Annotated in this window: 16 protein-coding genes and 1 pseudogene; 16 read left to right on the top strand and 1 reads right to left on the bottom strand. The window is 66.2% G+C overall.

Translation table 11 applies throughout. The features are described from left to right. The first annotated feature begins 184 nt into the window (after positions 1-184). Positions 185-655 (top strand): MarR family winged helix-turn-helix transcriptional regulator, encoded by a 471-nt coding sequence (locus DWA33_RS20045; protein ID WP_114360278.1) that lies wholly within the window; start codon positions 185-187, stop codon positions 653-655. Between the two features lie 122 nt (positions 656-777). Then, positions 778-1203 (top strand): organic hydroperoxide resistance protein, encoded by a 426-nt coding sequence (locus tag DWA33_RS20040; RefSeq protein ID WP_114360277.1) that lies wholly within the window; start codon positions 778-780, stop codon positions 1201-1203. A 230-nt stretch (positions 1204-1433) separates the two neighbouring features. Here the strand turns inward: DWA33_RS20040 and DWA33_RS20035 are convergent, their stop codons facing one another. After that, positions 1434-1973, bottom strand: coding sequence for an invasion associated locus B family protein (locus DWA33_RS20035; protein ID WP_114360276.1), 540 nt, complete (start codon positions 1971-1973; stop codon positions 1434-1436). A gap of 406 nt (positions 1974-2379) precedes the next feature. Between DWA33_RS20035 and coxB the strand changes: the two genes are divergently transcribed. The 14 genes and pseudogenes from coxB (at position 2380) to DWA33_RS19965 (ending at position 13887) form a co-directional block, all read left to right on the top strand. Further along, on the top strand, positions 2380-3237 hold the full coding sequence (gene coxB / locus DWA33_RS20030) for a cytochrome c oxidase subunit II (RefSeq protein ID WP_114360275.1): 858 nt from the start codon (positions 2380-2382) through the stop codon (positions 3235-3237). A 68-nt stretch (positions 3238-3305) separates the two neighbouring features. After that, complete coding sequence (gene ctaD / locus DWA33_RS20025; protein ID WP_114360274.1) at positions 3306-4931, top strand: cytochrome c oxidase subunit I; 1626 nt, start codon at positions 3306-3308, stop codon at positions 4929-4931. A 72-nt stretch (positions 4932-5003) separates the two neighbouring features. Next, on the top strand, positions 5004-5942 hold the full coding sequence (locus tag DWA33_RS20020) for a heme o synthase (protein ID WP_114360283.1): 939 nt from the start codon (positions 5004-5006) through the stop codon (positions 5940-5942). Between the two features lie 11 nt (positions 5943-5953). Beyond that, entirely contained in the window at positions 5954-6121 is a 168-nt protein-coding gene (locus tag DWA33_RS20015) for a CoxF protein (RefSeq protein WP_167443246.1), read from the top strand. Positions 6122-6160: 39 nt separating this feature from the next. Then, a pseudogene (locus DWA33_RS20010) lies at positions 6161-6755 on the top strand (cytochrome c oxidase assembly protein); the annotation flags it as partial. 74 nt (positions 6756-6829) lie between these two features. Next, positions 6830-7684: a cytochrome c oxidase subunit 3 gene (locus DWA33_RS20005; RefSeq protein ID WP_114360271.1), complete on the top strand. Its 855-nt coding sequence runs from the start codon at positions 6830-6832 to the stop codon at positions 7682-7684. A gap of 162 nt (positions 7685-7846) precedes the next feature. Beyond that, entirely contained in the window at positions 7847-8242 is a 396-nt protein-coding gene (locus DWA33_RS20000; protein WP_114360270.1) for a DUF983 domain-containing protein, read from the top strand. Further along, positions 8239-9018, top strand: a complete 780-nt coding sequence (locus DWA33_RS19995; protein WP_114360269.1) for an SURF1 family protein — start codon at positions 8239-8241, stop codon at positions 9016-9018. Before DWA33_RS20000 ends, DWA33_RS19995 begins: the two co-directional genes overlap by 4 nt. A 91-nt stretch (positions 9019-9109) precedes the next feature. Continuing rightward, positions 9110-9340, top strand: coding sequence for a type II toxin-antitoxin system HicB family antitoxin (locus DWA33_RS19990; protein WP_114360282.1), 231 nt, complete (start codon positions 9110-9112; stop codon positions 9338-9340). Between the two features lies 1 nt (position 9341). After that, a complete protein-coding gene (locus DWA33_RS19985; RefSeq protein WP_114360268.1) occupies positions 9342-9578 on the top strand; it encodes a type II toxin-antitoxin system HicA family toxin in 237 nt (78 codons plus the stop codon). A 206-nt stretch (positions 9579-9784) separates the two neighbouring features. Then, positions 9785-11203 carry a threonine synthase gene (gene thrC, locus DWA33_RS19980; protein ID WP_167443245.1) on the top strand — a complete coding sequence of 473 codons (1419 nt, stop codon included), beginning with the start codon at positions 9785-9787 and terminating at the stop codon, positions 11201-11203. Further along, entirely contained in the window at positions 11200-12489 is a 1290-nt protein-coding gene (locus tag DWA33_RS19975; RefSeq protein ID WP_114360266.1) for a M16 family metallopeptidase, read from the top strand. The genes thrC and DWA33_RS19975 overlap by 4 nt, the downstream gene beginning before the upstream one ends. A gap of 59 nt (positions 12490-12548) precedes the next feature. Next, positions 12549-13136: a GNAT family N-acetyltransferase gene (locus DWA33_RS19970; RefSeq protein ID WP_114360265.1), complete on the top strand. Its 588-nt coding sequence runs from the start codon at positions 12549-12551 to the stop codon at positions 13134-13136. A 97-nt stretch (positions 13137-13233) separates the two neighbouring features. Next, entirely contained in the window at positions 13234-13887 is a 654-nt protein-coding gene (locus DWA33_RS19965) for a hypothetical protein (RefSeq protein ID WP_114360264.1), read from the top strand. Positions 13888-14306: the final 419 nt, after the last annotated feature.

Genomic DNA, 14306 nt, shown 5'->3' with positions numbered 1-14306 from the left:
TGTGAATGTTCATCCGGTCCCTCCCTGGATACTGAAGCATCGCAACCTCAGCATCCCCGGTCCGGACCGGATGGACAACCTAATGAAAGCTCACAGCTAGCGCAAAGATCTGAGACCGAGTTCTGAATATCGGTGGTTGCCGGGCTGGTTGACATTATATCGCGCGCGATATAAATATCTATCCATGAAATCGCCCCCGACATCTTCACGCGCGCCGCGCGTCGCCGACAAGCAGAAGCTGGAGAACCAGCTCTGCTTTGCGCTGTATTCGACGCTGCTCGGGGTCAACAAGGTGTATCGCGGCCTGCTGCGCGAGTTCGACCTGACCTATCCGCAGTATCTGGTGATGCTGGTGCTGTGGGAGAGGGACCAGATCAACGTGTCCGAGATCTGCGAGCAGCTCTATCTCGAGACGACGACGCTGACTCCGCTGCTGAAGCGGCTGGAGACGCGCGGACTGATCAGCCGGCGGCGGTCGGCCGAGGACGAGCGGCAGGTGATCGTCGGCCTCACCGAGGAGGGACGGGCCCTGCGCCAGCAGCTCAAGCATGTGCCGGACTGTCTCGGCGCCGCGATGGGTGGCTCGCTCGACGACGTCGTCGAGCTGCGCGACAAGCTGACCAAGGTCCGATCCAAGTTGTTTCAGGCCGCCTGATGCGGAAAGGGCGACCGGACAAATCGACAAACTGTACCAAAAATATCGCGCGCGATAATTGTGCGGACGATCTAAATCAATCACCAGAGTTCCAGAACCCTCAACCCGAGAAGGACCACACCATGTCAGTCGAGAAAGTTCTCTACCGCGCCACCGCCACCGCCACCGGAGGCCGCGACGGACGCGGCGTCAGCAGCGACGGCCATCTCGATGTCGCCCTGACCACGCCGAAGGAACTCGGCGGCGCCGGCGGCGACGGCACCAATCCCGAGCAGTTGTTCGCGGTCGGCTACTCGGCCTGCTTCCTCGGTGCGATGAAGTTCGTCGCCGGGCGCGACAAGCTGCCGATCCCGAAGGACGTCAGCGTCACCGGCTCGGTCGGCATCGGCCCGATCCCGACCGGCTTCGGCATCGAGGTGGAGCTGAAGATCAGTCTGCCCGGCATGGACCGCGAGCAGGCGCAGACGCTGGTCGATCGCGCGCATGTCGTCTGCCCATATTCCAACGCCACCCGCGGCAATATCGATGTGACGTTGACGCTGGTTTGAGGCCGCGCCGCCTCGCCAAGGCGGCCGTTGACAACACTGACGTCATCGCCCGCGGATGCGGGCGACCCAGTATTCCAGGGCGCTTGTTGGTTCGCCGCGCGCTTGCCACGGACGCTCTGCGATACTGGGTCCCCCGCATGCGCGGGGGACGACAGCATCATTCTGTTCACGGGCTTCTTGCCCAACACGAGGAGGGCTTGCGTTACGCCGTCGCTCTTGCGCAGGGCGGCCTACGGCAGCTTGTCGTAGCCTTCGCCGAGGCCGTTGAGGCTGAGCGGGAAGCCGATGCCTTCTTCGGGGGTCTCGAAGATGATGAAGGTCGCGGTCTTGGCGCTGCGGAGCTGGCCGAGCAGCTTGTCGTCCATCACCACTTCGGCGACGCAGCCGTTCGGCAGGCAGCGCACGAAGCCGGCGCGGCCGATGTCGGCGTTGTCGAGCTTGAGTCCGAGGCCCGACGGCAGCAGCACGCCGAGCGGCGCCACCACGCGCATCAGCTTGCTCTTCTGATCGGCGGTCTTGAGGATGATGACGGTGAGGCCGGCGTTGGAGCGGTCCTCCGCGACCACGCTCTGGATCAGTGCGCACTGCTCGGCCTTGGCGCCCGGCGGGGTGTCGCAGCGGATCTGCCAGTCGCCGTGCACCGACCGCACCGCGCCCTGGGCGAGGGCCGAGCCGCTGCCGGCCAGCGCCACCAGCCCGACCGCCAGCAGGCCTCCGGTCGCAGCGCGGCGGCACGAGGCGAGGATCGGCGAGAGTCTGGCAAGGCCCATCAGAGATGTTTCCGAGGTAATGACGGTTGAACGGGGAGGTCAGCGGCGGGTTCCGACTGACCGGCAATGACGGCGCCATGAAGGCAGCCCGCCCGCCAGCGAATCAGTCTTCCGTGACGTCCCGCTGCTTTGCCTACAGCGGAGGGCCTATCTGTCAAGCCGACCTCACATGACCCCGGCATCGTGTCAGTGGCGCGAGACGAATTCCGCGGCCGGTGAGCAGACCTTCGTGGTTTGCACCTGCGCCCCCCAATCCTGCATTGCGAGGGACTGCGAATTGTGATTTGAAAATAGAATAAGAAGCGTTCGCACTTAAGCTACGCCTTCGTGCCGAGCGCAATACACTGCACGGCCGGTCACACCGATACGGTGGACCGTCGTGACAAGTCATAGGGAGCGCGACGGCATGACCATGTCGAAGGGGCGAATTGCGCGGTGGTCGCTGGGGCTGGCGATCGCGTGCTGTGCGGCGGCAGCCGGCGGGGCGGCATTCGCCCAGACCGGACAGCCGGCACCCTGGGAAGTGAGCCTGCAGCAACCCGCCTCTCCGGTGATGGAGAACATCGTCTGGTTTCACAGCTTCATGCTGTGGCTGATCACCCTGATCACGCTGTTCGTGCTGGCGCTGCTGGTGATCGTGGTGGTGAAGTTCAACGCCAAGGCCAATCCGGTCCCGTCGAAGACCACCCACAACACGCTGATCGAAGTCGCCTGGACGATCGTGCCGGTGCTGATCCTGGTGGCGGTCGCGGTGCCGTCGTTCCGGCTGTTGTTTCTCGAACTCGACATCCCGAAGCCGGATTTGACCGTGAAGGCCACCGGCAATCAGTGGAATTGGACCTACACCTATCCGGACGACAAGATCGAGTTCACCTCGATCATGCTGACCGACGAAGAGCGGGCCAAGATGAATCCGGTGCCGCCGCGGCTGCTCGGCGTCGACAACGAGATGGTGGTGCCGGTGGACAAGGTGGTGCGAATCCAGACCACGGCCGCCGACGTGATCCATTCCTGGGCGATTCCGTCGTTCGGCGTGAAGATCGACGCCGTCCCCGGCCGTCTCAACGAAGCCTGGTTCAAGGCCACCAAGGAGGGTCGTTATTACGGCCAGTGCTCCGAGCTGTGCGGCCGCGACCACGCCTTCATGCCGATCGTCGTCCATGTGGTGAACGAGCAGGAGTACGAAGCCTGGAAGAAGAAGCAGCAGGTCGCCTCGCGCATGCGTGACGATTCCTACGCCTCGGCCGCTTCCGCCACGCGCTGAGCGCGGTGGGATCGCAAGACGTCGAACGGGGACCGCAAGGTCCGAGGTTTTCAAGTCAGGATCTGAAGATGGCAATGGAAGCTGCAAGGGTCGCTCATTCCGATCACGCGCACGACGATCACGCGCATGCGCATCCGACCGGATGGCGACGCTACCTGTATTCGACCAACCACAAGGACATCGGCACCATGTATCTGGTGTTCGCCGTGATGGCGGGCATCATCGGGGCGGCGATGTCGATCGCGATCCGGGTCGAGCTGATGTTCCCCGGCGTGCAGATCTTCCACAACAGCCACACCTACAACGTGTTCGTCACCTCGCACGGCCTGATCATGATCTTCTTCATGGTGATGCCGGCGATGATCGGCGGCTTCGGCAACTGGTTCGTGCCGCTGATGATCGGCGCACCGGACATGGCGTTTCCGCGGATGAACAACATCTCGTTCTGGCTGCTGCCGGCGGCGTTCGCGCTGCTGATCATCTCGACCTTCGTCGAGGGCGAGCCGTCGTCGAACGGCGTCGGCGCGGGCTGGACGATGTACGCGCCATTGTCGACATCAGGGCATCCGGGACCGGCGGTCGACTTCGCAATTCTGGCGCTGCATCTGGCCGGCGCATCCTCGATCCTCGGCGCGATCAACTTCATCACCACGATCTTCAACATGCGGGCGCCGGGCATGACCCTGCACAAAATGCCGCTGTTCGTCTGGTCGGTGCTGATCACCGCGTTCCTGCTGCTGCTGTCGCTGCCGGTGCTCGCCGGCGCCATCACCATGCTGCTGACCGACCGTAATTTCGGCACCACCTTCTTCTCGCCCGAAGGCGGCGGCGATCCGCTGCTGTTCCAGCATCTGTTCTGGTTCTTCGGCCATCCCGAAGTCTACATCCTGATCCTGCCGGGCTTCGGCATGATCAGCCAGATCGTCTCGACCTTCTCCAAGAAGCCGGTGTTCGGCTATCTCGGCATGGCCTACGCGATGGTGGCGATCGGCGTGATCGGCTTCGTGGTGTGGGCGCACCACATGTACACCGTCGGCATGTCGAGCACGACGCAGGCCTATTTCGTCGCCGCCACCATGGTGATCGCGGTGCCGACCGGCGTGAAGGTGTTCTCGTGGATCGCCACGATGTGGGGCGGCTCGATCGAGTTCAAGACGCCGATGCTGTGGGCGGTGGGCTTTATCTTCCTGTTCACCGTCGGCGGCGTCACCGGCGTGGTGCTTGCCAATGCCGGCGTCGACCGGGTGCTGCAGGACACCTACTACGTGGTCGCGCACTTCCACTACGTGCTGTCGCTGGGCGCGGTGTTCGCGATCTTCGCGGGCTGGTACTACTGGTTCCCGAAGATGACCGGCTACATGTACAACGAGACCATCGGCAAGCTGCACTTCTGGCTGACCTTCATCGGCGTCAACATGGTGTTCTTCCCGCAGCACTTCCTCGGCCTGTCGGGGATGCCGCGACGCTACGTCGACTATCCGGATGCGTTCGCCGGCTGGAATCTGGTGTCGTCGATCGGCTCCTACGTCTCCGGCTTCGCGGTGTTGGTATTCCTGTACGGAATGGCGCTGGCCTTCATCCGGAAGGAGCGCGCGGCCGACAATCCGTGGGGCGCCGGCGCCACCACGCTGGAATGGACGCTGTCGTCGCCGCCGCCCTTCCACCAGTTCGAGGTGCTGCCGCAGGTCCGCTGAGGCCGCTGTTGGAACCTGCGTCCGCCGCTGCCGTTGCGGCTGCGGATGCAGCTCGAAACGAAAGGTGAGCCCGTGTCGGTCATCGACGTCAATCCGATCCCGCTTGCGCCCCGGATTTCCGAAGCCGGCGTCGCCGACTACGTCGCGCTGCTGAAGCCGCGGGTGATGTCGCTGGTGGTGTTTACCGCGCTGGTCGGCCTGCTGATGGCGCCGGGCAGCTTCCATCCGGTGCTGGCGATCACCGCGATCATCTGCATCGCGGTCGGCGGCGGCGCCGCCGGCGCGCTGAACATGTGGTACGAGGACGACATCGACGCCAAGATGACCCGCACCGCCAACCGGCCGATCCCGCGCGGGCGGGTGACGCGGCCGGAGGCGCTGACCTTCGGCATGACGCTGGCGTTCTTCTCGGTGGTGACGCTCGGCATCCTGGTCAACTGGGTCGCCGGGGCGCTGCTCGCCTTCACCATCTTCTTCTACGTCGTGATCTATACGATGTGGCTGAAGCGCTGGACCGCGCAGAACATCGTGATCGGCGGCGCCGCCGGCGCGCTGCCGCCGGTGGTGGCGTGGGCCTCGGTCACCGGATCGCTGGCGGTCGAGCCGATCCTGCTGTTCCTGATCATCTTCTTCTGGACGCCGCCGCATTTCTGGGCGCTGGCGCTGTTTCGCAACGACGACTACGCCCGCGCCGGGGTGCCGATGCTGCCGGTCGTGGCCGGTCCCGATCACACCCGGCTGCAGATCCTGCTCTACACGATCGTTCTGGTCGCGGTCGCCGCCGCGCCGTGGCCGCTCGGCTATTTCGACGCGATCTACGGCGTCGCCTCGCTGGCGCTCGGCGGCTGGATGCTGGTGCTGGCGATGCGGGTGTATCGGCATCGCACCGGCAGCGCCGCGCTGCGCGCCAGCCGCAACCTGTTCAAGTTCTCGATCCTGTATCTGTTCGCGCTGTTCGCGATCCTGCTGGTCGAGGTGGTCGTGGCGGCCGTGCTGCGGCTGATCGGATGATGGAGGGCGCGATGGAGCCAGTTCACAAGCCGCCGCCCGGCATCGTGCTCACCGAGGCGCAGAAGAAGCGCCGGCGCGAGCGCTCGATCGCGATCGCGGTGGCGCTCGGCGTGCTGGTGGTGCTGTTCTTCGCCGTCACCCTGGTCAAGGGGCCGGCGGTGCTGCACCGGCCGATGTAAGGGAGCCGCCTCGATGTCGCCTCCGCTTCCCCAAGCTCCGCCGGCGCCGCGCCGCGGGTTCGGGCGTGACACCGCGGTGGCGGCGGTGTGCGGCCTGGTGGTGGCGCTGATGGTGGGGGCGTCGTTCGCCGCGGTGCCGTTCTACAACTGGTTCTGCCGCACCACCGGGTTCAACGGCACCACCCAGGTGGCGCGCGCGGCGCCGAGCGCCGCGCCGCTGACCCGGACCGTGACCGTCGGGTTCGACGCCAACGTCAACGGGCTGCCGTGGAAATTCGAGCCGGAGCAGCGCGAGATCGAGGTGCCGATCGGCAAGGTGGTGACGATCTATTACCGCATCACCAATCTGTCGCGCTCCGACACCACCGGGCAGGCGGCCTACAACGTCACGCCGCTGACGGTCGGCTCCTACTTCACCAAGATCAATTGCTTCTGCTTCACCGAGCAGAGCCTGGCGGCGGGCGAGAGCCGTGACATGCCGGTGGTGTTCTACGTCGATCCGGCGTTCGCCGCCGATCCGGAAAACGACACCGTCAAGACCATCACCTTGTCCTACACCTATTACCCGGTGCGCGATCCGGCGCCGAAGCCGGTGGCTTCCAGCGAGCAGGCGCCGCGCAAGGGCAATCTCTGACAGGAAACGCTGCAACAAGAACAGACCGGGACTTAAGCAACGCCGTCCCGGAGGGACCGAAACGGAGAGCGACAATGGCCACGGCGCACGTCAAGCACCACGACTACCACCTCGTCGATCCGAGCCCGTGGCCGTTCGTCGGCTCGGTGTCGGCGTTCGTCATGGCGCTCGGCGCGGTCGCCTGGATGCACCAGATGTTCCAGGGGGCCCCGATGGTGTTCGGCATCGGCGTCGTCGGCGTGCTCTACACCATGGCGAGCTGGTGGAGCGACGTGATCCGCGAGGCCGAGTATCAGCACGACCACACGCGCGTGGTGCAGCTCAGCCACCGCTACGGCATGATCCTGTTCATCGCCTCGGAGGTGATGTTCTTCGTCGCCTGGTTCTGGGCCTACTTCAACGCGGCGCTGTTCCCGGCCGATCCGGTGCACGCCGCCCGCGCCGAACTGTTCGGCGGGGTGTGGCCGCCGAAGGGGATCGAGACGTTCGATCCGTGGCATCTGCCGCTGCTCAACACGCTGATCCTGCTGACCTCCGGCACCACGGTGACCTGGGCGCACCACGCCCTGCTGCACAACGACCGCAAGGGGCTGAAGCAGGGGCTGATCTTCACCATCCTGCTCGGCGCGACGTTCTCCTGCGTGCAGGTCTACGAATACACCCACGCCAGCTTCTCGTTCGCCGGCAACGTCTACGGCGCCACCTTCTTCATGGCGACCGGCTTCCACGGCTTCCACGTGCTGGTCGGCACCATCTTCCTGGCGGTGTGCCTGATCCGCGCCTATGCCGGGCACTTCACGCCGAAGCAGCATCTCGGCTTCGAATTCGCCGCCTGGTACTGGCATTTCGTCGACGTGGTCTGGCTGTTCCTGTTCGTCTGCATCTACGTCTGGGGCCACGGCGCCTCGACCATGGCGCACGGCGGCTGAGCCCGGCCGATCCGCGGGGAGCGGCGCCAGCGACCGCCCTCCCTGCTTTCAAGGCTGCACGATGATGAGCCGGCACCAATCGGTCATTGCGAGGAGCGAAGCGACCAAGCAGTCCAGGAGCGCCATGCACCGGGCCCTGGATTGCCTCGCCTTCGGCTCGCAATGACGGAGCGGATCGATCAGGCTCCCACCGTCCTGCAGAGCGCGCTGCGTGGCATTGCGTGCCGCTGTCCGCGCTGCGGCGAGGGGCGGCTGTATGCCGGCTTCCTGACGCTGGCGCCGCGCTGCGAGGTGTGCGGGCTCGACTTCGGCTTCACCGACGTCGGCGACGGCGCTGCGGTGTTCACCATCCTGATCGGCGGCGCGGTCGTGGTGCTGTGTGCGCTGATCGTCGAGGTGAAGTATCAGCCGCCGTTCTGGCTGCATGCGGTGCTGTGGCTGCCGCTGGTGCTGGTCACCACGCTGTTGCCGCTGCGCTCGATCAAGGCGCTGTTGATCGCGCTGCAATTCCACCACAAGGCGCAGGAGGGCCGGCTGGTCGGCCGCGATCGGCCATGACGGCCGCGGCGCGCCGGCGCAGCATCGCCGGGATGAGCCTGATCGCGCTGACCATGGTGGCGGTGCTGCTGTCGCTCGGGTTTTGGCAACTGCAGCGGCGGGACGAGAAGCATCGGCTGATCACGGCGCTGCACGAGCGGCTCGCGGCCGAGCCGGTGGCGCTGCCGGCCGCGCCCGACTGGCCGTCGCTCGATCCCGCGCACGACGAATTCCGCCGCGTCCGCTTTGCCGCGACCTATCTGAAGCTGCCGGGCGCGATGGTGTACTCGTCCGGCTCGGCGGTGCGCGACGACGTCGCCGGCCCGGGCACCTGGGCGTTCCTGCCGGCGCGGCTGGCGGACGGCCGCATCGTGGTGATCAATGCCGGCTTCGTGCCCAACACCATGCAGGAGCGCGGCGCCGAGGATCGCGCCGTCGCGCCGCTTCGAAGCGGCGAGCCGGTCATGCTGACCGGATACTTGCGGTTTCCCGAGCAGCCCGGGCTGTTCGCTCCGGCGCCGAATCTCGACAAGCGGCTGTGGTTCACCCGCGACGTGCCGGCGATGGCCGCCGCGCTCGGTTGGGACAGACCGGCCGCGGTCGCGCCGTTCTACGTCGACCTCGAAGCGCCGGTCCCGGCCGCCGGCGTGCCGAAGCCGGGGCGGCTCGGCGTGCATCTGCGCGACAACCATCTGCAATACGCAATCACCTGGTTAGGGCTGGCGCTGGCGGTAGCGGTCGCATTTGCGTTCTGGCTGCACGGCCAACGCCGAGGCTCCACCCCCGTTCTCGGTTGACGCCGCGGGCTTGGCCAGCTTCCAGCGCATCGTGTAGGATCCGCCTGGAAGCGCTGGTCTGGTTCAGTCCTTGTGGGTCCAGGAGCACCTCATGCCGTCAAGCTACAGCTACTCGGTCATTCTCGAGCCCCAGGAAGGCGGCGGTTTCACGGTGCTCGTCCCGGCGCTGCCCGAGGTCGTGACGGAGGGGGACAGCGAGCAGGAAGCGCTCGCCAACGCCGAGGAGGCGATCCGTGCAGTCCTCGCCTACCGACGGGACCAGGGAAGGGCGCCTCCATCCGATGCGCATCCCGAAATTCGCCACGTGACTGTGGCCGCCTGACATGGGTGACGGCCGGCTGCCGGTCGTCGGCGGCAGGCGGGTGATCCAGGCGCTCATGAGAACGGGTTTTGTCGTCGATCGGATCGTCGGCAGCCACCATGTTCTGGTCTATCCGGGCGATCCGGCGCGCACCGTGACGGTTCCGGTCCATGCAGGACGAGATCTGAAGCCGGGCACCCTGCGATCGATTATCCGGCAGACCGGGCTGACGGTGGAGGAGTTCACCGACCTTCTTTGAAGCGGCATCACCCCTGCTGCATAGGGGCAACGTGCAGCGACAATGTCCCGTTGCCGGTCAGAGCCACGATCGGGGGCTTCTCCGAGGGCAGCGATTTCCCCTGCGCGGCAAACTCCTTTATGGTGAGCCCGATTTCACCCGCGCGTGAGACTGAACTCGATCAATATCAAAGGCTTGGGCGTTAGGCCGGGCCTTTGGAGGCACCCTTGACGACCTATGTTTCGACCCGGGGCGACGCCCCGCGCCTCGGCTTCTGCGATGTGATGCTGACCGGGCTCGCCCGTGACGGCGGGCTGTATATTCCCGAAGTCTGGCCGCAGCTCAGCCCCGACACCATCACCAGCCTGTTCGGCCGGCCGTATTGGGAGGTCGCCGTCGAGGTGATCCGGCCGTTCGTCGCCGGCGAGATTTCCGACGCCGAACTCGGCCGCATGGCCAGCGACGCCTACGCCACCTTCCGCCACCCGGCGGTGGTGCCGCTGCGCCAGACCGGCCCGAGCCAGTTCGTGCTCGAGCTGTTCCACGGTCCGACGCTGGCGTTCAAGGACGTTGCGATGCAGTTATTGTCGCGGCTGATGGATCACGTGCTGGAGAAGCGCAGGCAGCGCACCACCATCGTGGTCGCGACCTCCGGCGACACCGGCGGCGCCGCGGTCGATGCCTTCGCCAATCTGAACAACGTCGATCTGGTGGTGCTGTTTCCGCACGGCCGGATCTCCGATGTGCAGCGGATGATGATGACGACGTCCGGCGCGCCGAACGTGCATCCGCTGGCGATCGAAGGCCATTTCGACGATTGCCAGGCGATCGTGAAGGGGCTGTTCAACCACCATAAATTCCGCGACCAGGTGGCGCTGTCCGGCGTCAACTCGATCAACTGGGCGCGGATCGTCGCTCAGGTGGTGTACTATTTCACCAGTGCGGTGGCGCTCGGCGCGCCGAACCGGCTGGTCGACTTCACCGTGCCGACCGGCAATTTCGGCGACATCTTCGCCGGCTATGTCGCCAAGAAGATGGGCCTGCCGGTGCGCCGGCTGAAGATCGCCGCCAACGTCAACGACATCCTGGCGCGCACGCTGAAGACCGGGATCTACGAGGTGCGCGAAGTCCACGCCACCACCTCGCCGTCGATGGACATCCAGGTGTCGTCGAATTTCGAGCGGCTGCTGTTCGAGGCCTCCGGCCGCGACGCCGCGCTGATCCGCTCGCTGATGGGCTCGCTGGCTCAGTCCGGCCGCTTCGTGCTGCCGGATGCGGTGCTGGCCGCGATCCGCGACGAGTTCGACGCCGGCCGCGCCGACGAGGCGGAAACCGAATCGGCGATCCGCGCCGCCTGGCGCGAGGCCGGCGACCTGATTGATCCGCACACCGCGGTGGCGCTGGCGGTGGCCGACCGCGACACCACCGATTCCACGGTGCCGAATATCGTGCTGTCGACCGCCCATGCGGCGAAGTTTCCGGACGCGGTGGAAGCCGCCTGCGGCATCCGGCCGGAGCTGCCGGCCTGGCTCGGCGGGCTGATGAGCAAGCCGGAGTCGATCAAGATCATGCCGCGCGATCAGGTCGCGATCGAACGTCACGTGCTGGCGGTGAGCCGCGCCGCCAAGCAAGGAGCCGCCGGATGACCGTCGAAGTCAGCAAGCTGCCCTCCGGCCTCACCGTCGTCACCGACACCATGCCGCATCTGGAAACCGCGGCGCTCGGCGTCTGGACCGGCGTCGGCGGCCGCGACGAGAAGCCCGACGAGCACGGCATCTCGCATCTGCTCGAACACATGGCGTTCAAGGGCACCACGCGCCGCAGCTCGCGCGAGATCGCCGAGGAGATCGAGGCGGTCGGCGGCGACCTCAATGCCGGCACCTCGACCGAGACCACGGCGTATTACGCACGGGTGATGAAGGCCGATGTGCCGCTGGCGCTCGACGTATTGTCCGACATCCTGGCCAATCCGTCGTTCGAGGCCGAAGAGCTCGAACGCGAGAAGAGCGTGATCGTGCAGGAGATCGGTGCCGCGCAGGACACCCCCGACGACGTGGTGTTCGAGTATCTCAACGAGCTTTGCTATCCGGAGCAGCCGATCGGCCGCTCGCTGCTCGGCACCGCCAAGACGCTGAAGAGCTTCAGCCGCGAGAAACTGCAATCCTATCTGTCGACGCATTATCGCGGGCCCGACATGGTGGTGGCGGCGGCCGGCGCCGTCGATCACGCCCGCATCGTCGAAGAGGTGTCGCACCGCTTCGCCAGCTTCGACGCCACCCCGGCTCCGAAGCCGCAGCCGGCGATGTTCGGCGCCGGCGGCTCCCGCGTGGTGCATCGCGATCTGGAGCAGGCGCATCTCACCCTGGCGCTGGAAGGGCTGCCGCAGGGGGCGCCGACGCTGTTCAGCATGCAGGTGTTCACCAACATTCTCGGCGGCGGGATGTCGTCGCGGCTGTTCCAGGAGGTGCGGGAAAAGCGCGGGCTGTGCTACTCGATCTACACCTTCCACGCGCCCTACAGCGACACCGGGTTCTTCGGGCTCTACACCGGCACCGATCCGGCCGACGCGCCGGAGATGATGGAAGTGATCGTCGACGTCATCAACGAGGCGGTCGACACGCTGACGGATGCCGAGATCTCCCGTGCCAAGGCTCAGATGAAGGCCGGCCTGCTGATGGCGCTGGAGAGCTGTTCGTCGCGCGCCGAGCAACTCGCCCGCCACATCCTGGCCTATGGCCGGCCGTTGCCGGTCGACGAACTGGTCGGGCGGATCGATGCCGTCACCATCGAAACCGCACGCGAAGCCGGGCGCACGCTGCTGGCGCGCAGCCGGCCTGCGGTGGTGGCGCTCGGCAGCGGCCGCGGTCTCGACAGAGCTGTCGGCCATGCGGAAGGCTTGACACAATCCAAGGCCAAGACGTCCTATCATTGAGCTGACGCCGCAGTCGCGGCGTTCGAGGCCCGCCGGGTCGCGGGTCGGGAGTGCCGCCCATGGCGCTGTTTCGAATGCCGTCCGTCGGACCTGCAGCACTAGCGCCGCGCGGCCATGGGCTTCTGCTACGCGCCCCGCAAATGGCGGACTTTCCGCAATGGGCGGAGCTGCGCGAATACAGCCGGGCCTATCTGACGCCGTGGGAGCCGATCTGGCCGTCGGACGATCTGACCCGGGCCGGCTTCCGGCGGCGGCTGCGGCGCTACGCCGAGGATATTGCCGCCGACCGATCCTATCCGTTTCTGGTGTTTCGCGAGCAGGGCGGCCAGCTGGTCGGCGGCGTCACGCTGGCTAATGTCCGGCGCGGCATCGTCCAGGCCGGGACCATCGGCTACTGGATCGGCCAGCCGTTCGCCCACCAGGGCTATATGACCGCCGCGCTGCGGGTGCTGCTGCCGACCCTGTTCGGCGAGCTCAACCTGCACCGGGTCGAAGCCGCCTGTATCCCCACCAATGCACCGTCGATCCGCGTGCTGGAGAAATGCGGCTTCACCCGGGAGGGGTTGGCGCGGCGCTATCTCTGCATCAACGGCGTCTGGCAGGACCATCTGTTGTTCGGTCTGCTGCACGAGGATTTTCGCGGCTGATTCGACACGCATTGCAACGTCGGGTGCCTTTGGTTCGCCGGCTTTGCTTTGCTATAACCCCGGCGGTCGAAACGAGTGCACGGACCGGGTAGGGTGAATGGCTCAGGAGATTGAACGGGTGTCGGCGCGGCGGCGGGCTTGGCAAGCGGCGCGGGTCACTGTCGTGGTGGGGTTCTGCGGCGCGGTGCTGGCGGCGACGCCGGCGTGGTCGCAGTCGATCACCGATCGTTTCAAGAGCCTGTTCGGCGGCTCCTCGCAGCAGCAGCCGGACCCGACCGTCTCCAACGGTCCGCCAGTCGAGAGCCAATTGACCTGCCCCTCGGTGACGGTGCGCTCCGGGGCTTCGACCTATGCGGTCGGCCTGCCTGGCAAGGAGGCGGCCGGCGCCGATCTGCGCTATCAGGCGGTCATCAGCCGCACGGCGCGCGAATGCAATCTCAACTCCGGCATCATCACGGCCAAGATCGGCATCCAGGGCCGGATCATCGCCGGTCCCGCCGGCGCGCCGACCTCGGTGGACGTGCCGCTGCGCGTCGCCGTGGTTCAGGAAGGCGTGTCGCCGAAGACGGTCTTCACCAAGGCATACCGTACCAGCGTCTCGATGCAGCCTGACGGCAGCGTGCCGTTCAGCCTGGTGGCCGAGGACGTCGCCTATCCGGCACCGTCGGTCGCGGCCAACGATGCCTACGTGTTCTATGTCGGCTTCGATCCGCAGGCGCTGAAGCCGGAGCCGCGAAGCAGGCGGAAGTAAGCGAGACGCCCCCCTTCACGTTCCCCCGGAGGGGGAGGGGCGCTCGCGCACCGAGCGCGGGGTCGGTTGGTGAGAAGACCGAGAGGCATGCCCGCGCCTGTTCCGGCGGGCTCGTTCCGCGTGCTAGAGCAGTTCTTCTTTTCATCGAATCGGAGCTGATCCGCACCGCCTGCCACACGCACAACCTCATGGTGAGGAGGCGCGTAGCGCCGTCTCGAACCATGTGACGCACGGAATGCGTTGCCCCATCCTTCGAGACGCCCGGCTTCGCCGGGCTCCTCAGGGTGAGGACTCAGTGTCTTCGGAAAGGTTGGATCGTTTCAATCAAACGATGAACCGCTCTAAATACAGGATCGCCGGATTCGTGGCTCACCCTCACCCCCGCCCTGCATCCTGCTCCGCAGCCGGCTGGTCGACCT

Origin of the sequence: Rhodopseudomonas pentothenatexigens (genome assembly GCF_900218015.1) — a bacterium.
Classification (GTDB): Bacteria; Pseudomonadota; Alphaproteobacteria; order Rhizobiales; family Xanthobacteraceae; genus Rhodopseudomonas; species Rhodopseudomonas pentothenatexigens.
This window is presented reverse-complemented; position numbering and strand designations above follow the sequence as displayed.